The following is a 20,756-nucleotide window of genomic DNA, read 5'->3' as shown; positions in this document are numbered from 1 at the left end:
CCATATCACGGATAATGTAGTTTAAGCTGTAATCGAAAGCGAATAATTTTCCTTAGAAACACTTAGTTATTCAGCGTCTTGATTTTTTCTCAATATCAGATTATCCCCGAAAGAGGTCTTTCTTTAGTTTTAATCTATTGACAACATTTCTTGCCTGATTTCTCTTAACCAGAGAGAAGGTCTAACATTGCCATTCTTAAGATACTCGCTTTCTGCTTGTCTAGCTTTTCTCAAGCCTTCAGAGCCTTTCTTAAGTAAATTAGTAAATATACTTCTAATTGCTTCTTCTGGATAATCTGGTGTGGAGCCTTCTAAAATCTTCATCCAAATTTCAAAGGCTTCGAATGGTTGCGTTTCACTAATTTCCGAAATACTTTCTAATATTGTATACGAATTATGCGACTCATCAGAGTATGGTGCTATTGTAAGGAGTAGCCGTCGTATATCTTCGTCTATCTGATCGACAAATACTGTCCAGTCGCATAGTTTTGAGGCCATCCTTCGCCCATGCCTTGTCGATAGATCGATATTTTCTAGAATTTTTGGCCACAACTCATAAACTTTATTCTTTAAATTATCATCGCCTTTCTTCCTGAAACTTCCAATAAACCATATTAAATGGTTTATCTCTTCATGGTTGTTCCTTTCAATTAATGTATTGATGAGGCTATTTGTTTCCTCAAAAGACTCAAAGTTATTTATATAGGCAACAGCAATATTTTGAATAGCCTTCTCTTTTATTCTGTTTCTAATATTGTCATCATCAAGAGCTTTTAATAGATCTCCGTGCATTCTTAGATACCCATAAATCTCCTGATATATCGTCCCAACATAAGCATATCCCTGCATAGCACATAACCATTTTAAATAATTGTTCTGATCAAATATTCTGTTGAGATTTTCAAGCACCCATGGTTTTGACATATATAAGAAATTAGGCAAATAGTTCGTTACCAGTGTGGCAAATTCGTATTCAGGTTCTGTTAAATCTGAACGGCCCAGCTCTGAATCGTAATAACGCGCAAATTTCGACCAAACCATAGAGTGATCATTATTGTTCTTTTTATCTGAAATCCTGCATGAACGTAACGTCAAATTAATTAGCGCATTTAAACAATGCCCACGAGGACTATTAATAGAAATCGAGACAGCGTCACTATCAACTTTATATTCGCTACCTTTCACTCGCTCTAATAGGTATGTAAGTATCTTTTCTGCGTCTGATAAATGTTTCTCATCGAATGCATGTTGATCTGTTTTTGTACCTGCCTCTATAAATCGCCCTATACTACTTATTATCCAATGTCGGTTAGCAACAAATGACTCTCTCTGTTTTGCATTCTCAGGGTCCCAAAATCGGTCTTGTTCGATAACATTCGAGCAGAATTCCAGTAGCTTTTCCCATATTTCATCCCATGGAAATTTACTCTTGTCTTCCCATAAATTCCTATAAGCTTCAATAAGCTCGTAAATATATGCGAAATCAAGATAAATGAATTTATTTAAATTTAGATAATACTTAAGTGGCTCATTTTTAACTAGCTGCTTAAAGACCTTTGCTAGTTCTTCTAAACCGTGATCGTTAAACGCATCTGAATCTTTGTAATTCTTCAATTCCTGAACAAGTTCATCAAATGATAGTGCTTGCAACTCTTCTATGGTCTTAGGTGATTTCCGCCCACTCCATCCTACTGACATATAACTCGAAAAATCAGGATGCTCTGGTTCTGTTTTCGCTATTTTTGTACTTTCAAAATAGAGGTTCGCTTCCCTCTCACCATACTCTTTTATAGCTGAAAGCCAAATGGCTTTATTGTAGGCTGATGCACCCGCATGGAGTTCACCCTCATCATCATAACTCGCTATCCCGTATATCAATTCCAGAACTTTTTCTTTATTGGAATCTGTAAAATTCGGATAGCACTTGTTTAAAAAATGCCACATTTCATGTTGATAGTTACTATCCAAATATTTTACATCCAGTAGTTGGTCGACAACATCCGTAAATAAGTGATAATTTCTACCGATTATGTAAATCGCTATCCTTTGAATAGTTTGATATTCAGACGCAAGCATGCTTTTAACATATTTTGAGGCTTCATTAGGGGTGGTATGAATGTAACCATCCATCGAATCACGATACGCCTTGATCAAAATATTTTTTGCATCATCTCGGTACTTATTTTGCTCATGGTCTTCGATAGCAGGTTGCCAGAGAGATGACCATAAATCACTATTAAGTTGAACTAGTATATTTGATAAGAAGGCATCAAATATCTTGATGGCATCTAAACCTAGTTTTTCACCTGCTAGCTTAGCTGTTCGCTCCGTAATTTCTTTAGCGTGATAATAGTCGAATCTGAATGAGGCATCCAGCTTGCCTTTCTCCTCGTGTTCACGCTCGATAAATATAACTTTATATAGAAACTCGATAATTTTATTTGCTAGCTTTAAAGCATGGTCGTCATTTATTTGCAGCAGTTTTGGCAACCACTTAGCTCCAACGACCTGTGCAACAAGTCCACATTCATATTTGTCGTCTAACCAGTAATCGACAATATCTATACTTTCGATTGGAATTGAGTTATGTGGTATTAGCGAGATTATTTCAGCAAATTGCCACCAAGTATGGTAATTGCTTACTTTATTCTTCTTAGCGTAGGTTGTAACATTTACAAGAACATGAAGATACTTTTCTACATATTCTAGATTTTTCTTATCAGCAAGTTCTGGGGCTGTCTTCACAAGATAATCAACAACGGGCCAAGATGGTATATTAACATACCCCTCTTCTTTAGCCGGCACAGGTTTTGGGTTTGCTTCTGGGCTAAAGTAGCCCCGTTCCGCGAGAGGGTCGAACCATTTTAAGCCCTTTACTTTACGGAAAAATAGAGGGCGTAACTCAACCTTCTCTTCAATGCGTTGCATTAAATCTAGCTCTTTTGCCGATAATTCACTCACTAGCAAGAACCTCATCCATAAAATCATTATCAACAGCTAATGGTGGCTTTCTTACTACAATCTGGCTTCCCCAGGATTTTATTATTGCCTCAAGGCGTTTGTAATCTTCATGATCGCGGACAAAGCCTAGCAGGTGTACACCAAATGACTTCTTATAATAAGTATGAAGATTATCATATAGTGGTTTCTGACTCAGAAAAAAACCCTGTAATGCAAAGCGCCTTCTATCATGAGTCTGCGTTACAGATCCCCTTCTTAATATATGCTCTAATATTTCTGCTTCTTCCAGACCGTATCCAAGAAATAAGATAGTCTTTTTTGCAAATAGTTCTCCGAGAAACTCTTTGACATTTTCATGATCGTAATGCTCGAGATAGTCCTTAGTCGTAACTATCATTCCTTTAGGTTGACTAATTGCACCATGTAAATGTACGACTGTACCAGGCTCATTTAACAGTTTCGCGAAAAACTTCTCTCTGTCATATACTCGGTTTACTGGTGCTGCTGTTGCAGAACCATCTTTTGAGTCTACGAAACGAGGTGCCAATAGTTCGTCGTAGTTTGTTGTTACGCAAGAACAGCCGATATCATTAATGGCTTTATAAATACAATCTCCTTCAGTTTTACCGACAAGATGCTTAGTAAGGTCTAAATGATACTTGTTATCTTCAGCAATTGAGTATGCAATTGACAATTGCTTCTTGGCATCCAAGCCTTTTAGCTGCTCAATTTCTGAGTAATTTAAATGGTCATTCTTTCGTAAGTCATCAAGAGCTTTTGTAGCTAACTCTGTCCAAGATGGTAAACCAAGAAGCCTAGATGCACCTGCACCTACAAAAAAAACGAGATCACCATTCAAGGCTGCTTGGACTATTTCGTCAGGAGGATCAAAAATTTCTCGTAAAGGAGGAACTCTTTCCATTTTTTATGACCATTTCTGTTAGTTTAATGTGCAAATCAAGTTTGAGACTCCTCTTTTAGCAGACTGCAGCCAAACTAACCTGCTGAAAAACGCCTAAAGCCTTTGCATCGAGCTCTGTTAGGGTAAATACTTTGCTCTCTCCTATAGAGAGTTTTATCTATATTCTATCAAAGCATTACTGAAGATCACCATTAGCCAATTTAAGCAGCTTTTTTGTGTACTTTGACTCTGAATGATATTTACCCGATAACTCTTCGTAAAGAGAAAATCCTTAATACCGTCATTATCAACATCTTCAAAGCCTGAGAATTCTCCACCGAATTTAACCAGCTTGCCATTCAAAGTGATGAGTACATGACCATTGTCAGCGTTAATGGAATTTCCTAAGAAATATGTTTTGTAGTAAAAGATTCTACTGAACATTTCTTTAAAGTTTTACACACCATCTAGAGCTGTCTCTTCGCTAATGAACATCCATTCGCGTTCTTTTAATGAAACTCCACCCCTTCCATAAAATGCGCACCGTCATTGGTTAACACTTTGGTATAAATTTCCGTGCTCTCAATCGAGCGATGCCCCAACAGCTGACTGACATACTTTAACGGTCGTCCATGTAAAATCAAGTGTATTGCAAAGCTGTGCCGAAGAGTATGACTGGAGATGCGAAACGGCGCGCCCCCGCCCTCTTCTACAAGCCTCTTAATATGGCGGTTTACCGTCTGGCGGCAGATCGGAAAGAGCCGATCGGTTTGGTTTAACCTTCGCGCAAAGAGATACTCGCGAATGCGCGACTGCAGCACAGGATCCCAGATCGGAATGTAGCGTTTGGGTGATCGGATCACGGCAGTCTTTTTCGGTCGGCCGCGCCGCTTGAGTATGGATAACACCACCTGCAAATCATAGCCATCGTGGATAAAGCTCGCTGGCGTTAAAGCGAGGGCTTCGGATACGCGGGCACCGGTGGACCACATCAGATCGAGGATCAGCCGGTACATGGGATCAGTCTCGCGGCTGAGCAGTCGGAACACCTCAGGCTTGAGTAGATAGCTCGGCATCTCATCAATTGTCGCGAGCAATTGTGGCCGTTTGGCCATCATGCGATCGAAATCGATATGCACATGCTGGATCGGAAAGCGGAGGTTTCGCTGCGGTTTTCCTTGAAAAAGACCGCCGGGCTCAACATTCGTTAAAAAATATTTGCCGTCTTTTCGCTTAGATTGACCATTACACGTCTTTATATTGGAACATTTGAAAGATAATAATAGCTCAATATTTGAACGATAATGATGCGATAGTCCAATAATTAATCCATTTTGAGTCAATTCTGAGGTGTGCACTAAAATACGTATATCGGTGTACAGTTCGAGGGTATGTTAGCCACTTTTATTCTTACTCTCATGTTCTTCAATAATTTCTTTGGCCTTATAAATAAATGGCCTTTCTTTAATTGATAGGCCTCCCATGCTGTCTACAATAATGAGCTCTTCCTTGGCCTTCTTTAACATAGAAATCGCTCTATCAATATCCTTAGTCTCTCGATAAACGTCATAAAGCCTCCAATAAGTTATTGCCAAACTAAGACGATACTTAGTGATACTCCCATCCAAAGCGACAACTTCCTTGTCAACTTGTAGGCATTTTTGATAAATACCTAATGCTGATGAATAGTCCTTAATAAACATATACGCATCGCCTAACTTTGAAAGCGCAATGGAAAGGTCGTTCTTTGATTCGATATTACTTTTATCTTTTAACTCAAGTTGTTGTGCAATAGAAAGTGCAGATTGATAATAACGCAATGACTGACGCCCCTTCCCAGTTTTTAACAGAACATTTCCAATCTTCAAATTTGCCACAAAAAGACCTCGTTGATATTTCGAGTTACTCATATCTCCATTGGCAATTTGTTGGTTAATGTCTAGAGCTTTTTGATAGTGCTCCATCGCGAGATTGTATTGCTCTCGCATCACATAAATATTACCCATTCTACTATGTGTACTGGATAAATCGTCCAAGAAAGCTATATTGGAAGCGTCGCGTTCAACTAGCAACTTGGCAATCTTTAATGATTCTTGATAGAGCTGAAACGCCTCATCATCGTTACCATTACGGATTAAACTATTGGCTAGCTTAATATTAGCGACCAAGTGATCGCGTTGGTAGGTTGTGTTATTGGGGGCGAGTTTTACGAGCGTTAGGACCTGATTTAGACTGTCTTTAAATGCGCTATGAGCAACTGCGACATTACCTCTGTCTAATTCAAACTGCCCTAGCTGTTCAATGGCTATGGAGTAATAGCGAAGAAACTCCGTATTGGTTGAATCTTGGTTAACTAGAAACTGGCGAATATCTTTGCTTTTATTTAAATGACCGAACGCCTCAGAAGTTTTTCCCAATAGCGAATAAACACTAGCAAGTTTTGAGTGAGCGATAGACACACTAAATTTAAGTGCCAAATTATCTGGATCTTGCTCTGCTAAGGAATGTCGAATATCTAAGCCTTGTTGGTACAATTCTAAAGCTGCATTTAGCTCACCAATTAGCTTTTTGATATCGGCTATTTTTTCAAATGAAACCGACAGTAATCTCTGATACTCTGAGTTCTCCGGCTTTAACTGAGTTATAAGCTTTCGCGCTTCTAAGCTCTTTTTAAAATTACGTAATGCGCTGTCTGTACTTCCAAGTAACGAATCAACCTCTCCTATGTGTTCGTAGGTAATAGATATGCTCTTCAAGTGACGCGCATTCTTTGGTTCTTCCTTTAAAAGGTTGTTAAGTATCCTTAAGCTGGATAAATAGTTAAATTTAGCAGCTTGCGTATCACCCAAAATTTCCTTTGCTAAACCTAAAGCTTCATAAGTGATCGATAGTTGGCTCAAGTACCGCTTATTGTCGGGGAATTCTTTAAACAATTGTTTATTAAGATCGAGCGCCTTCAATGTTAGAGGTAAAGACTCCTCAGGGTTTTGATTTTGGCTTTTAAGAATGACATCTGATTTTTGTAATAACACGACGATTAGAGCTAATTTATCATCGGGCGTTAGTGATTCCGCTTGGGATAGCAATACATCGCTAAGCGCATCTATCCTCTTCATCACTTTTACACGTTCTTTCGTCGGTGCATATCGCATGAGGACATCGCGTAAGTCGTAGTTCATAAATTCCAGGTTTTCTCGAACTTCCCCTAACAAGGCCTCAGCTTTATCACGCTGCTCTACCGCTACTTGTTGCTGATAAAAAGCCAATACACCGGTCCCTACCGCGACAATAGCCAATACTGTTACCGCTGAGAGCCAACGACGTAAACGCTGGGCCTTTTTCCTTTCAAGCTGTAATTGATAAGACTTGTCTCTGCGATTTAGCTGATCAAAAGAGACACCTAAGATTCCAGCAATAATTTTAAGCAACATATCGCGGTGCTGCTGTTCATACTGTTGAACTTCTTTAGCTATTTCCTTTTTGCTTAGCTTTGAGTTTTGCTCAAGCTCGACTCGATAGGCTTGTGGCGATGTCCAACCTTGTACCTTATTATTTCCTGAGTCAGTTAGCCGAAAATCTGCAGCGATAGGCTCAGACCTTTCGTTGGTGCGTATTCCATAATCGTTGTAGACAAATTGAAGTGGTAGAGGAAAACACTCTTCTTTAGCGTGAAACCCTTGAGATTGCTTGCGTTCATCCCAACTAGCATTAGGCTCTCCATCAATAATTACTGCCAATATACGATTCGAACGTCCAAGCCGCTTAAAGTATTCGATCTCATCTGCAACGTACTTCGACTCACACGAATTGGGTGAGCAAAGGACAATTAGAACACGGGACCGCTCGAGCGCATCTTTTATAGCGGTCGCTAGATCAGCGTCTGCAGATAACTCCTGCTCATCTCTAAACACAGGATATATCTGCTCAGCAATGGTCTCTCCAAAAGCATTCTTTTGTCCAACAAGTTCTTGAGGGACTTCATAGGTTTCGATTGCCTGATGAAGCCATGAGGCCCATTGACGACCTTGTTCTACATTGTCAGTATGACGGTAGGATATAAATGCGTGGTATTGCGTCGAATCCTTTGACATGTTTTTGCATTCCATTGTGTAGATTTCTTTTTAGAGTACCACAAACAAATTAAGTTTTAGTCGAAAAACGCTGCTTCATTACGCTTACAACTTCCTTAAACTCGTCTAAATCCTGTATATTTTTAAAGAATATTTCAAAACTTACTAAAAACCTATAATCACAAAATCCAAGTTTTACAGCAATATTCAGCCAATAGATTCCTTCTTTAAAGTTATTCTGAGCTGCAAAAGCAAAGGCGGTAAAACGAGCATACATTTCTACGGAATGAGCAACTTTCTTTTCTTCTTCGGTTAAAATCAGGAGGCTATCGCCCTTCTTGGATGCTCCATTTGCAATGGCGCAAGCGAGACGCATTGGAAAAAAACTACTAGGTTCTTGATTAAAACCATCGCATATTATGCAGGCATCTTTTGATAATCCATTAAGAACCAATACCCAAACATAAAAGAGTCTTGAAAGTGGATTTTGTGGTTCAAGCTCGAACATTTTTTTATAATATGGAAGAGCCTTTGGGTGCTCTCCTCGGAGAATATGAGCCCATCCTGGTAAACAAATACTTAATGGTGTGAATGGATCGATTATTAATAATTCACGTATTAAAGGCTGGGCAAGTTCATTTTGGCCAGTTATTAAGTAACAGTTAGCCAGCAATCCAAGTGTGTCAGGGTCAAAAGGACGAGCATCCAAAGAGTTTCTTAAGTGTTTTATTCCATCAAAAACACTTCCTGTTGCGTAGTTGTACCAACCTTTTAGCTGCTCTGTAAAGAAAGTGTCAGGATCTGATTTTTCGAGTTCTCTAATAATATTTTCTACATTCTGTAATGGCAACTCGGTTACATCAATCCCCGCTTCTCGCTTTTGTAGATAGACTCTCCCTAGTGAAGATTTTATAAGCCCGGCATTATTGGTCAACAGAAGTGCCTCATGAAGAAGTTCTATCGCGAAATCTATCGCTTGTGGATGCCATTTTAATGATTCTTGCCGCGCTTTGTGTAGCAATTCCCATGCTGCTTGGTTATCAATACAGGAAGAAGAACTACCATTAAAGCCAAGATTTTCAGTATTGATATTTAATGCACGTAAAATGTTATATGCAAGCGCTTGCTGAAGCTCTTTTAGATTGACTTTTAAACTAGATATTCGAGAGGACCAAATAATACTTGAGTCTTCTGTTCTAACGAGTCGAAGATTTATGCGATACTCTTCTTTAGTTATCGCTAAGCTTCCTTCAATTAGAAAGTCGGGTTTTATATAGGCCAGCGCGTCTTGGTCAGGCGTGGAATCCGTAACAATGTTTTGTACAGAGCTAAAACTAATCACAGAAAGTGAGTTTAATGTAGATAAGTCAGCAATAAGATCTTCGCATATAGCATCGCGTATAAATAATAACTCAGTATCGTCTGTGGTTAATTTCAGCGGAATTAGAATAAGCTTAATGCGTTGAGTAGAGCTAGACTCAAACACACTGACGCTATTAGTTTTAGTGCGACTAACTAACCATTGATCGATTTCATGTTGATAGGCGAATATTCTAGCGCCGCTTTGATGCAGTTGTCGATGTATTGGTAAGCCCTCTTGTTCTTCCCAGCGCCTAACCGTTCTTACACTTTTATCGACATAATTGGCAATCGCCTTCCAAGACTCAAGCTTTGTCATATTTTCAGTCATATCGGACAATTTCATTGTTCATTGACCTATTGTTCCTTAATAATGTCACGCTATGTCACCTTATGACCTATTATGTCTATTTCTATTGAAAAATCAACGGATTATCATCTTGTATAGGTTCTACAACGAGAAGGAATTGATGATGTTTCAATTAAAAATAACAAAAATGAAGATGTTTTCAACTATAACGCTAATAACTGCTTTTATATTAAGCCCAGCTCATGGTAAGGAAATGAAAGCTCATTACATAAAAGTTGAAGGAACGGCAATACACTATTTTGACAACGTGATACTGCACAATACGCTATTCACTGAAGTGGGAAAAATTACTAAGTCTACTGAAACAATTGATTTGAACGGAGATATTATAGGAAGAATACTCTATCATCCAACAAGTACTTATGACTTCAATAAGGGAACTCTGGTAAACAGTGGCATTCAAGTATTTTCCGGTACCATACTTGATTCGGAACCGACGATGATTGTCGACAATCGTTTTCGTTTCGAGGTCAACTTAAATACCGGTGAAACCTATGGCAAAGTATTCCTTACACGACGGATAGCTGGCTCAATGCTTAAATGCGAACTTGAAGTTACTGGTACAGGATTAGATGAGCGTGGAAATGCCTTAGCGCAATACACTGGTCATTGTAAGTTTCCTCAAAATGAAAAAAGTTAATAAATAGACATATCTACTTGCAAAAGAGTTAGATGGTATAAAAGATACCGGTTAGTGGAAAGCTAATTTCTTGCTAACCGGTAGTCTTTAAGGACGAGTGCCTTTAATATAGAATTGACTCAAGAATAACACATAGAGACTGTAAATAACTCTGTGTAACTGTCTATTATTAACCTATTGAATAGGAGATGATAGACCTATGGACAAGAAAGAGGTTGAAGCCTGGGCTCGTAAAGCAGCCAAAGGCATAAAGACTGAAGAAGAGTTAAATGACTTTCGTCAGATGCTGACGAAGGTCACTGTCGAAACCGCTTTGAATGCAGAGCTTGATGAGCATCTGGGCTATGAAAGACACGCTCAGTCAGATTCTGATAATTATCGGAACGGCTATACACCGAAAACGCTTCTTACCGAAGATGGCCCACTCTCAATTGAAACGCCACGAGACCGGCAAGGCACATTCGAACCCCAGTTAGTCAAGAAGCAGCAAACTCGCTTCACTACGATGGACGAGAAAATCCTGAGCCTTTACGCCAAAGGGATGACGACTCGAGAAATCGTAGCCACGTTCAAAGACATGTATGATGCCGACGTCTCGCCCACATTGATTTCAAAAGTCACCAATGCAGTTATTGAGCAAGTCATTGAATGGCAGTCACGCCCACTAGATTCAATTTACCCCATCGTTTATCTGGACTGTATCGTGCTAAAAATTCGGCAAGATAAACAAGTGCGTTTACTTGGCGCTAGGCGTCACTATGGAAGGCCAAAAAGAGCTTTTAGGCTTGTGGTTATCAGAAAACGAGGGGGCTAAATTCTGGCTCAACGTTTTAACTGAGCTTCAAAATCGAGGAGTTAAAGATATTCTCATTGCTTGTGTTGACGGTTTAAAAGGGTTTCCTGACGCTATCAACTCGGCTTATCCCGAAACGCAAGTACAGCTTTGTATAGTGCACATGATTCGAAACTCCGTTCGCTATGTTCCCTGGAAAGACTACAAGGCCGTGACAGCGGATTTAAAGCGCATTTATCAGTCAGCCACTGAAGAAGATGCGCTGCTTGCGTTAGAGCAATTCTCTGAGCGTTGGGACGATAAGTATCCGCAAATCAGTCGCTCCTGGAAAACTCATTGGCACAATCTAAATACGTTATTTAATTATCCGCCTGAAATACGCAAAGCCATTTATACGACCAATGCCATTGAGTCGCTCAACAGTGTACCCATACTAGCGTTCCTGTTCCTATATTTTGCCTTATCTCATTACCATTTATAATAAAACATCCTCTTGGGGACTTACCAACAATATCTTAATTATCAACATGGATAGCAAACGAGCCTTCTTAAGCGAGCCTTCTTTAGGACACCCTATACTTTACAGCTGCCTATCGAATCTTAAGATATATGACAATTACACCTGTAGTGGTTTAATGACACCGGACACTTAAATAAGAGATAATTAGATTAACTTATTGAGGTGTACCGATGAGCAAGAATAGGTCAAGACGACAGTTTGATCAAAGCTTTAAAGAAGATGCGGTAGCTCTGGTTACTGAGCAGGGATATTCGGTGTCAAAAGCAGCTGAATCGTTAGGAATTACGACGAATATGCTATATCGCTGGAAAGAAAAGCTAGAATCAGATGCAGGCGAAAGCTCTATTTCGGAAGATGAAAGAGCCGAACTATTACGTCTTCGAAAAGAAAATAAAGAATTGCGTATGGAAAAAGAGATTTTAAAAAAAGCCAGCCAATACTTTGCAAAAGAAATGAAGTGAAGTATGAGTTTATTGAGTCAGAAGCCTGTCACTATCCTGTCAGAATGCTCTGTCGCTTGCTAAACGTCAGTAAATCAGCATTTTATGACTGGAAGCATCGAGAAAAGCCCGTATTTGATGTGGATGAATGGCGTATCAAGAATCGAATGAAACGCTTATTTGAGCAGAGTAGGCAGAGTCTTGGGCGTCGAGAAATGACAAAAAAACTTCGCCAGGAAGGTTTTGAAATTGGCGAATGGCGAGTCAGTCGATTAATGAAAGAACTGTCTCTATTTGTGACGCAAAGATTGGCTTATAAGGTAACAACGAAAAGAAAACACAGCGATTCGGTTGCTGATAACTTGCTTAATCAAAACTTCAATCCAGTTGCTCCGAACGAAGTTTGGGCCGGTGATGTGACATATTTGAAGACTGGTGAAGGCTGGATGTACTTGGCGGTTGTCATGGATTTATATTCCAGACGAATTGTCGGCTGGCATATTGATAAACGCATGACGACTGACTTGGTGAGCAAGGCGTTAATGAAAGCCTATAACTTGAGGCAGCCGAGTAAAGGCTGCGTATTTCATAGTGACCGCGGCTCTCAATATACCAGCAATCACTATCGAAAATTGCTGGCCAGTTACAATATGAGGGGCTAGCATGGGTGACGTTGGCGCATGTTGGGACAATGCTGTGGTTGAGCGATTCTTTGGTAGTTTAAAGCACGACTGGATTTTAAAAGTCCATCAACCAACCAGAGAACACATGAAAAAAGATGTCGCAGCTTACATGAAGTATTACAACCTCGAAAGGCTGCATTCTAGTAACGGTGATTTATCGCCAATTAACTATGAAAACTCTCTAAAGAAAGTGTCCGGTTGGACTTGACCAGTACAACCTATTGCTGACTCACTCTAGCAGCTTCTAAAATCTAAGTGCTGAAACCGATGGGTGTCCTTAATCATGGCTTTAAGCTTAGGTTCCGATGGGCGTCCATACTCATAGTTTTATGGACTTGTCAGTTAAATTTTCTAGACTATTTGATATGAAAAAATGCCCGGAATCAAAATACAATAAGGTATACTCTGTTGTGTATAAATCGTACAAAATACAACCATATTACCCCTAAATCGGCAAACGCAACCGCTGGTTGACAAGTTACCAACTCCGCTTGATGGCCTGCAACTAAAGGGTTTCTTAAGATTGATGGCTCCAATGGACAATAAAAGAAGCGATTATGATTTTATCTGAAAAAATAGTTAGATTAAGAAAGCAAGTCGGCTGGTCACAGGAAGATTTAGCTGAAAAGCTTGACGTCTCTAGGCAGTCAGTCTCGAAATGGGAAAGCGCCAACAGCATTCCAGACCTCAACAAGATTATCTTGCTCGCGGGTTTATTTGGTGTTTCGACAGACTACTTACTAAAGGATGAGATTGAACCGACCGATCCTATCAATAACAATCATTTAGAGACCAATGCTGTACAGGTGAGTCTCGAGCAGGCCATAACCTATGTTAAGTGTAAAATCGATATGGCGAAACTAGTCGCTAAAGGCATTCTCTTGTGTATTGGCTCCCCTATTCCACTGTTGGCGCTAATAGCATTCGCCAAAGGTGGCCAAGTTGATCTGGATATAAGGTTGGCAGTCGCCGCAGGCATCGCCTTGATTTTAATGCTGGTAGCAATCGGCATTAGTTTTTTTGTAAGAACCAATCAGTATGAGTCAGATACGAGTACGATTGATGAAGATGCCTATGAGTTGGCCTACGGCGTAAAAGGTGCAATTAATGAGAAGCTAAGCACTTCAAGACCTCAATATAATCTAAAATTAACGATAGGCATTGCTCTTTTCATCTTCTCTGCAGCGCCACTACTAGTGAGTAGTATGCTCTATTCAAGCTCCAGCGTTGTTTTGATGACGTTGATTCTGACCATAGCAATGGTTGCACTGGGGTTATTCATCATCATTCCTGTGTCTGCAGAATACGAAGCCTATCGCAAGATATTGCAAGATAGCCAATCGAACAGTGCAAAGAGTCAGCGAATTAAACGTGCAGAAAAGTTTGCAGCTTTCTATTGGCCACTGGTAACTGCCATATTTATCGGTTGGAGCCTATGGACCATGAACTGGGGAGTAACCTGGATAATTTGGCCAGTCAGCGCTGTATTGTTCGTTGCTTTGCTCGGTTTGATGGAGTTATTGAATAAAGACGAAGCCAAGGCTTAATATAAGAAGCCGACATTATCGAAAGGATAAGGTGAACTTTAACAAAGGTTCACCTTTTTAAGATACCGCTCCTATTGTTACCGGACACGAAAACGACCTTTTCTTTTTTAAGTTCAACTTCACCGCCCGAATCGTCTTTTATATGATCTAACTATCCATCTCAATCGTACAAGCATGAGGGTAAATTGCTGAGGACCAGAAGGCTTTGGGGAAAGATATGCAGAATCAATTAATTCGGCTCACTTACGCCAGTACAGCGACCTTTAAAACAGACATTAAAGGAGGCATTGAGTCAGAGGTTGCTAGAATACTTTTGCAATCTCGCAGAAATAATTCGCGAATTGCTGTTGGAGGCGTCCTTCATTATGGTGATGGCTACTTTTTTCAATGTCTTGAGGGTGATGAATCAGCCGTAAAGTCAACTCTGCAACGGATTTCTCAAGATCAGCGTCATCGCGATGTTCAAATTCTGTTGAACGTTCAAATACAGCGCCGACTTTTTGAGGACTGGTCGATGAAATACTCAACTTAGCTATCGAAAAGAACTTACTCAACGTGATACAGCAACATGGTATTCGCCAGTTTAATCCTTATGAGTTTACTGTGCCGTTGATTGATGAGTTGCTTCAAGTATGTGCGCTCGGTATTGAACCTAAGGCGCTCGCTTCAAATAAGGAGCTTATTCAAAAGGCTGACGCACCTTGGTGGAAACGATGGTTCGGTAATAAGCAAAGTGCTTAATAAATGGATTGCTTTTTTTGAACTATCTGTTTCTGAATGATACGCGCTATTTACTCGGGTTTCTTTTTCGACGAGACTGTAAATAACTCTGTGTAACTGTCTATTATTAACCTATTGAATAGGAGATGATAGACCTATGGACAAGAAAGAGGTTGAAGCCTGGGCTCGTAAAGCAGCCAAAGGCATAAAGACTGAAGAAGAGTTAAATGACTTTCGTCAGATGCTGACGAAGGTCACTGTCGAAACCGCTTTGAATGCAGAGCTTGATGAGCATCTGGGCTATGAAAGACACGCTCAGTCAGATTCTGATAATTATCGGAACGGCTATACACCGAAAACGCTTCTTACCGAAGATGGCCCACTCTCAATTGAAACGCCACGAGACCGGCAAGGCACATTCGAACCCCAGTTAGTCAAGAAGCAGCAAACTCGCTTCACTACGATGGACGAGAAAATCCTGAGCCTTTACGCCAAAGGGATGACGACTCGAGAAATCGTAGCCACGTTCAAAGACATGTATGATGCCGACGTCTCGCCCACATTGATTTCAAAAGTCACCAATGCAGTTATTGAGCAAGTCATTGAATGGCAGTCACGCCCACTAGATTCAATTTACCCCATCGTTTATCTGGACTGTATCGTGCTAAAAATTCGGCAAGATAAACAAGTCATCAACAAGTGCGTTTACTTGGCGCTAGGCGTCACTATGGAAGGCCAAAAAGAGCTTTTAGGCTTGTGGTTATCAGAAAACGAGGGGGCTAAATTCTGGCTCAACGTTTTAACTGAGCTTCAAAATCGAGGAGTTAAAGATATTCTCATTGCTTGTGTTGACGGTTTAAAAGGGTTTCCTGACGCTATCAACTCGGCTTATCCCGAAACGCAAGTACAGCTTTGTATAGTGCACATGATTCGAAACTCCGTTCGCTATGTTCCCTGGAAAGACTACAAGGCCGTGACAGCGGATTTAAAGCGCATTTATCAGTCAGCCACTGAAGAAGATGCGCTGCTTGCGTTAGAGCAATTCTCTGAGCGTTGGGACGATAAGTATCCGCAAATCAGTCGCTCCTGGAAAACTCATTGGCACAATCTAAATACGTTATTTAATTATCCGCCTGAAATACGCAAAGCCATTTATACGACCAATGCCATTGAGTCGCTCAACAGTGTGATTCGAAAGTCGATTAAGAAGCGAAAGCTCTTTCCATCAGATGACTCCGCCAAAAAAGTGGTTTATCTAGCGATTATGGACGCTTCGAAAAAATGGACTATGCCTATTAGAAATTGGAAAGCGGCCTTAAATCATTTTATGATTGTATTTGATGGCCGCTTAGATGACTATGTTTGAACTGGCAGTTACACAGAATAATTTACAGGGTCTTTTCGACATTATAGAAATGACCAAAACAATAACAATTACAACCACAACGCCAGCAATGATGGGTGTACTCATAATAAAAATCCCATTAAGAATCTGCAAATCATAATGTTAGTTGTTTATTCACAAACATCAATTTTTGTTTCGAATAAATCCGTCAATTCCTACCAAATTCTTAACCATAAGGCGACACAAGGTCGCCTTTAGATAGATATTTATAAAAATGCTTCACATAGATCCGCTGGGCCTTGATGTGCAACAGGAATCACTGACCTCCCCCAAGTACAGGTAACATGAACACCGGTCTTTACACAGCCAGTAGGCCACAACCTTACTCGAACGTACGTTGGGTATCCTTGAGCGCCAGCGCATCCTTGATAGTTGCCGTTGATATCAAAAGGCCAACCAGCTTGACCATTTCCATTAACATTGACTTCATAACCGCGTTGTTCCAATGCTTCCATTAGCTGTCTTAAGATACAAGCATTTCCAATGGTAGGAAATGTTTCGTTTAAGACGGGTACACCATTCTCCATGCTAAAAAATTGTGATAAATTGAAAGTCACGTTTGAAACAACCTGCCCTCGACCTAAGATTTGGCTTGATTCAAAAGTACTTCGTTCTAAATTTATAGTGAAAATGTTTCCATCGGTTGCATTTGGCTTAAATTGGTAATAAACAGTACCATCCGGAAACTCTCTTTGCCATGACTCGGCATGATCTCTGTAGTTTAAGCCTGCTCCAAACCATGGTGTAGAAACACTCCAACCAGTTGTATTACATAATAAGCAATCATCATGGTTTTGAGAAATTTGATTTGCATAGCCCGCACGTAAATCATTCAACTCTGCATTGTCGAAAGCTGTGCCGACTGTGTCAAAAACACTATCCAAGCCAAAATTTGGACCACCGTAAGACTCACAAACTGATTCTTCTTCATCGCTCTGCTTAGCGCTAGCTGAAACTAAGCTATTAAAAGTAGCCATTTTCATCAAATAGTCACTTTTAATCATATTAAATGTTGGCTTTTGAGCTTCAATATCTGAAAGTCGATGATAATATAACCAACCATTAACAGCGCGATTATGTTCTACATTATAACGAATAAAATTTTCCCTCTTTACGTCCATAATATGTACTGTAAATTCGCGTATAAATGGCTGCGATGGAAATGGGTTAGGCTTATCTAAAATTAGAATCGGATTTTTCTCTTCGATCATTTCTTCCATCTGGTCAAAAGTACAGCCATTACAAATGTATAAATCTCGATCACCTTTAAACTCATAGAGTTTTTTCCCTATCGCACTCGAAGAGAGCGTTAATAAAATAAACAAAAATAATGCACATGTAATGTGTTTGTACATTTGAACTCCTATTAGATGTCGCTTTTCTTTTGAAACACTAGCTAATTTCTCAGCCTTTAAGATTTAAGAACTTCTTAAATGGGCAGAATATGCTCATTTAGAATGAGCTGCTAATGATATAGTTTACAAAGGACAAGCAATTATCGTTAATCGGACATCAGATGTTATTTTTCGGACAGTTCTATGTTTAAGTGAATGATTTATAATCAGACAGGTTTAAAAAACAGATAAAGCCAGCTCTAAATTATCGAAAGTAAGGAATCAGCTCTCACTTCATAAGGTGATTTTAAAAGGAGTTAACTTTCTATAGATTCTAGAACAGAAGTGGGTAAATGAAGAAAGACTCATTTATTCATTTTTTTTGACAGCATTAAATAGGTTGCCTGATATCAGTTTTGATTTTATTCGTAATAAAAAATTGACCATAAGTATATAGATGCAATTAGGTTACTCTATTATGCTCGATTACTGCTTTGACCTGTTTTTACAGCCGATCCGATTAAGTGAGCGAGTCTTAATGGCTCTGGCACATTACCTTGCACGGTCACTTTTTGTAAAACTTTGTAGGCTATATTGCTGCTAACGCCTGCAACTTGAAAGTAAAAGGGAGCATTTTCAAAGACTTCACCAGCCTGCTGAATAAGCGACCAACGAACGTCATAATCATCAAGGTTTTTTAACGCGTTACTTATTTTTGAAAAGTCTGGAACACGACGCATCACGGTAATGCATGGAAGATTGAAACTCTGCGATATATGGTGAATATCTAAAATATTAAAACCACCAAACGCGATGCCATCAAACAATATCGCATCTAACTGCGGTAAAAATTTACTTTCTTTCAATAAATGAAGTATCGCTGCGGTTGAATCAAGTCCATCTCGTGTAACTTCACCCCACAGCATACCCTCAAATTGGCTATTAGCGCATACGACACCAGTTAGATTAACCCGTGTGTCGATTGATTTATTGAAGGGAGCATCATCGAACCCAATGACTCTTATTTTCTTACCAATTTCAATCTTGTTATTCAGCTTTTCATCGCATAGCGTATAGTTCAATGTAAAACCTTAATGAATCTCTCAAGAGATACTCAATAATCTAACAACCAATTCAAGTATCTGACCTTAACCATAGCGTTATTCTACTACAAAACTTACTCACTATTCTTCAATGGCCCTCGGTAACGTTCCTGAAAGGACGTGCGATACATTTTCCATTGTCCATTATGTTTCTTTAGCAGGCTTGCAAATTGCCCAATAAACATTGTCGGCTCTTTTTCTTTATGAGCAAAATGCTCTACTTGAATGAAGCGAATATAAGCAATATCACAGAAAACCTCTATAGATATCGGTGTTACTTCACTTTTCGTTGCATAGTTTCCTTGATCATGCCAGGCTTTCACTCTTGATAGATATTCATCACGATCGACCAGAGACTGTTTGTCACCTTTCATATACCAATTGGTGTATTCAGGATGAAAGTATTCAGAAAAGGCATTAAAGCCTTCTTTATCTAAGCTTAACGGCAACCAACGGTTAAGTTCAATAATCGCTAACTGCTCCTCATTCCATTGACTTGAATTAGCGTCTGAAAGTACGCTCCCAGAGGCGATAGTCAACCACAGTAGAAGCAATGAAAATAAAGTGTTATTCATAGAATTCTCCAGGCTAGCTCAACACTCGTTCAAAAATTAAAATAGAATCTAAGATGGTTAGTGTGAAGAAATTCTATGCTTGGCTGTTAGCTTGGGCTGAGGTTTACAGTGCCATACCGTTTATTCAATTAAATAAGCAAGCTCTCTAGGGTAATCGACAACGATTCTAATGTATTGTAAGGCCGAGCCTCCTAAGGCGCCATCAATAGGCTTATCCATATATTTTGACATATATTGATAGAAACTGTTATCTGGGCGACGTGTAAACCAAACAGGGCCAATGTTTTTACCGCCGATAACGATTACTGGTACTTTTATCATGGATGCCCTGGAGTATGAACAAGCGTTAGCTATAACGGTCCAGTCCGGATGTTCTTTAGTCCACCCGTCAAATATTGAACCAGCTATAAATGATGTTGCGACTCTTGCATCGTCGAACTTTAATATCTTTTGAGCTTCTTTAGAAAGCAATGCCGTAGCCCCTGTATCAAAAAGCATTTCGAGTTTTTTGCCTGCAACTTCAATTGTTACGCGAGGAAACGCCGTAGTATATGACCCTTCTTCATTCTTTTGAAAACCGAGGTGAACGATTGACGAACTATTAATCTCAGGGGGAAGCTGTGTATAAATACTTATTGATTGATCTCGGTAATTAAAATCGATTATTTTTCCAGCGTGCCAACGTGCTCCCAAAAAGCCATCGATATCAGCATTAAATGTATCAAATTTTTCCTGATCTAACTTAAGCAGTTTACCTTCGAAGAAGTTATTGAAATCCCCTTTGGGGATAGCCTTCCCTTCTCTAAAAGAAGGCATTTCTACGAGTTCTAACTTACCTTCGTCGGCTTGCTTTAAAGCAACTTTCCATTGATACTTAGTCACTAGCTCCGTCGATATCGCATTCCAACCACCACCGGTATCTGTGAACAATGTCAATTGATGCCCATCTACAAGCACGGGTTTGAGATGAATCAAATTATTATGAAAGGCACTGGGCAATGATTCCGAATACAAGTTACCGAAATTAAATAACACTAAACTTAAAGATATATTCTTTAACCAATTACCTATCATAAATAAACCTTTTAATTAACCATCTTAAGGTTGAACAATACACCTGCCACTTACATATAGCACTTTAAAGTGTTGCTTGAACATTAATCGAGACAAGTCTTTATTAGCTCAAAAAAATAAGCTCTCAACTGATTCAAACGCAACAATCAAAATCGGTACTTAAGATTCTATAGTAAACTTCGACCAACGATTAAGCCAAATCTAAACTCTTGCTACACAGAACTAAATCATCGGCTACTTACTAGAGCATTTAAGACCAAA

At 39.5% G+C, this 20,756-nt stretch carries 14 protein-coding genes and 2 pseudogenes; 7 read left to right on the top strand and 9 right to left on the bottom strand.

Going from position 1 to position 20,756, the window contains the following annotated elements; translation table 11 throughout:
• Window positions 1-129: 129 nt before the first annotated feature.
• The 5 genes from Q9312_RS02885 to Q9312_RS02865 form a co-directional block, all read right to left on the bottom strand.
• Entirely contained in the window at window positions 130-2,961 is a 2,832-nt protein-coding gene (locus Q9312_RS02885) for a hypothetical protein (RefSeq protein ID WP_309203036.1), read from the bottom strand.
• Window positions 2,954-3,883, bottom strand: coding sequence for an SIR2 family protein (locus tag Q9312_RS02880; protein WP_309203035.1), 930 nt, complete (start codon window positions 3,881-3,883; stop codon window positions 2,954-2,956). The genes Q9312_RS02885 and Q9312_RS02880 overlap by 8 nt, the downstream gene beginning before the upstream one ends.
• Window positions 3,884-4,371: 488 nt before the next feature.
• Window positions 4,372-5,220, bottom strand: coding sequence for a tyrosine-type recombinase/integrase (locus tag Q9312_RS02875; RefSeq protein WP_309203034.1), 849 nt, complete (start codon window positions 5,218-5,220; stop codon window positions 4,372-4,374).
• 36 nt (window positions 5,221-5,256) lie between these two features.
• On the bottom strand, window positions 5,257-7,953 hold the full coding sequence (locus Q9312_RS02870; protein ID WP_309203033.1) for a tetratricopeptide repeat protein: 2,697 nt from the start codon (window positions 7,951-7,953) through the stop codon (window positions 5,257-5,259).
• A gap of 49 nt (window positions 7,954-8,002) precedes the next feature.
• Complete coding sequence (locus tag Q9312_RS02865; RefSeq protein ID WP_309203032.1) at window positions 8,003-9,637, bottom strand: hypothetical protein; 1,635 nt, start codon at window positions 9,635-9,637, stop codon at window positions 8,003-8,005.
• Window positions 9,638-9,854: 217 nt separating this feature from the next.
• On the opposite strand from Q9312_RS02865, the gene Q9312_RS02860 reads away from it, so the two are divergent.
• The 7 genes and pseudogenes from Q9312_RS02860 to Q9312_RS02830 all read left to right on the top strand — a co-directional run bounded on the left by Q9312_RS02860 (window position 9,855) and on the right by Q9312_RS02830 (window position 16,370).
• Entirely contained in the window at window positions 9,855-10,301 is a 447-nt protein-coding gene (locus Q9312_RS02860; RefSeq protein WP_309203031.1) for a hypothetical protein, read from the top strand.
• Window positions 10,302-10,500: 199 nt separating this feature from the next.
• Window positions 10,501-11,521: pseudogene (locus Q9312_RS02855) on the top strand (IS256 family transposase); the annotation flags it as partial.
• 263 nt (window positions 11,522-11,784) lie between these two features.
• Window positions 11,785-12,945 (top strand): annotated as a pseudogene (locus tag Q9312_RS02850) (IS3 family transposase).
• 349 nt (window positions 12,946-13,294) lie between these two features.
• Window positions 13,295-14,284 carry a helix-turn-helix domain-containing protein gene (locus Q9312_RS02845; protein WP_309203030.1) on the top strand — a complete coding sequence of 330 codons (990 nt, stop codon included), beginning with the start codon at window positions 13,295-13,297 and terminating at the stop codon, window positions 14,282-14,284.
• 217 nt (window positions 14,285-14,501) lie between these two features.
• Window positions 14,502-14,816, top strand: coding sequence for a BLUF domain-containing protein (locus Q9312_RS02840; protein WP_309203029.1), 315 nt, complete (start codon window positions 14,502-14,504; stop codon window positions 14,814-14,816).
• A gap of 23 nt (window positions 14,817-14,839) precedes the next feature.
• The gene (locus Q9312_RS02835) at window positions 14,840-15,025 is read left to right on the top strand and encodes a hypothetical protein (protein WP_309203028.1); all 186 of its coding nucleotides are present in this window, start codon (window positions 14,840-14,842) and stop codon (window positions 15,023-15,025) included.
• Window positions 15,026-15,161: 136 nt separating this feature from the next.
• Window positions 15,162-16,370, top strand: coding sequence for an IS256 family transposase (locus Q9312_RS02830; protein ID WP_309203027.1), 1,209 nt, complete (start codon window positions 15,162-15,164; stop codon window positions 16,368-16,370).
• A 245-nt stretch (window positions 16,371-16,615) separates the two neighbouring features.
• On the opposite strand, the gene Q9312_RS02825 is transcribed toward Q9312_RS02830, so the two are convergent.
• From Q9312_RS02825 to Q9312_RS02810, 4 genes are all read right to left on the bottom strand, one after another.
• The gene (locus Q9312_RS02825; protein ID WP_309203026.1) at window positions 16,616-17,764 is read right to left on the bottom strand and encodes a hypothetical protein; all 1,149 of its coding nucleotides are present in this window, start codon (window positions 17,762-17,764) and stop codon (window positions 16,616-16,618) included.
• A 455-nt stretch (window positions 17,765-18,219) separates the two neighbouring features.
• Window positions 18,220-18,825 (bottom strand): endonuclease dU, encoded by a 606-nt coding sequence (locus Q9312_RS02820; protein WP_309203025.1) that lies wholly within the window; start codon window positions 18,823-18,825, stop codon window positions 18,220-18,222.
• Window positions 18,826-18,920: 95 nt separating this feature from the next.
• The gene (locus tag Q9312_RS02815; protein WP_309203024.1) at window positions 18,921-19,421 is read right to left on the bottom strand and encodes a nuclear transport factor 2 family protein; all 501 of its coding nucleotides are present in this window, start codon (window positions 19,419-19,421) and stop codon (window positions 18,921-18,923) included.
• Between the two features lie 120 nt (window positions 19,422-19,541).
• Window positions 19,542-20,495: a hypothetical protein gene (locus tag Q9312_RS02810; RefSeq protein ID WP_309203023.1), complete on the bottom strand. Its 954-nt coding sequence runs from the start codon at window positions 20,493-20,495 to the stop codon at window positions 19,542-19,544.
• Window positions 20,496-20,756: the final 261 nt, after the last annotated feature.

Origin of the sequence: Pleionea litopenaei, assembly GCF_031198435.1 — a bacterium.
GTDB lineage: Bacteria > Pseudomonadota > Gammaproteobacteria > Enterobacterales > Kangiellaceae > Pleionea > Pleionea litopenaei.
The sequence above is the reverse complement of the archived record's forward strand: the minus strand, read 5'-3'. Positions and strand labels throughout refer to the sequence as shown.